This window comes from Rhizobium sp. rho-13.1 (assembly GCF_007000305.1).
Taxonomy (GTDB): Bacteria; Pseudomonadota; Alphaproteobacteria; order Rhizobiales; family Rhizobiaceae; genus Rhizobium; species Rhizobium rhododendri.
The window spans coordinates 1-248 of the sequence record NZ_SCFL01000118.1 but is presented as its reverse complement, the minus strand read 5'-3'; the positions used below and the strand labels follow the sequence as shown (position 1 = coordinate 248).

General features: G+C 60.9%; 1 protein-coding gene. It reads left to right on the top strand.

The window, feature by feature from the left end; genetic code table 11:
• On the top strand, positions 1–248 hold a 248-nt coding region (locus tag EQW76_RS28895; RefSeq protein ID WP_142832651.1), incomplete at both ends, for a glycosyltransferase family 25 protein.

The following is a 248-nucleotide window of genomic DNA, read 5'->3' as shown; positions in this document are numbered from 1 at the left end:
GTCCAGCATGGCCTGAACCTCGTTCGGGTCGCAGCCGTAGACGGCCAATCTGTGCTCGCGGAGGAGCGGGTCGGCTTTCATCCCCGCTCCTTCAGTTATCACAACGGCCGCACGATCCTCGCCGGCGAATACGGCTGTTATCGAAGCCACCTGCTGGCTCTTGAAACCTTCGTTGCCAGTGGCGACGCGATGGCCATCATCATAGAGGATGATGTCGACCTCAACGCGGCACTTATCCCGCGGGCCAT